Annotated in this window: 1 rRNA gene; it reads left to right on the forward strand. The window is 50.0% G+C overall.

Annotated elements, in window-relative coordinates:
- Positions 1-14: 14 nt before the first annotated feature.
- Positions 15-284 (forward strand): 23S ribosomal RNA (locus tag NX782_RS26300); the annotation flags it as partial.

Genomic DNA, 284 nt, shown 5'->3' on the forward strand with positions numbered 1-284 from the left:
GGCCAACGTTATAGGGACAAGTGAATAAGTGCACATGGTGGATGCCTTGGCGATTACAGGCGATGAAGGACGTAGTAGCTTGCGATAAGCTGCGGGGAGTGAGCAAACACACTTTGATCCGCAGATTTCCGAATGGGGAAACCCGGCCCTTTGGGTCATCGTTATCTGAATACATAGGGTAACGAAGCGAACGCGGCGAACTGAAACATCTAAGTAGCTGCAGGAAAAGAAATCAACCGAGATTCCCAAAGTAGTGGCGAGCGAAATGGGATGAGCCTTGTACG

This window comes from Massilia norwichensis (assembly GCF_024753245.1).
GTDB lineage: Bacteria > Pseudomonadota > Gammaproteobacteria > Burkholderiales > Burkholderiaceae_D > Telluria > Telluria norwichensis.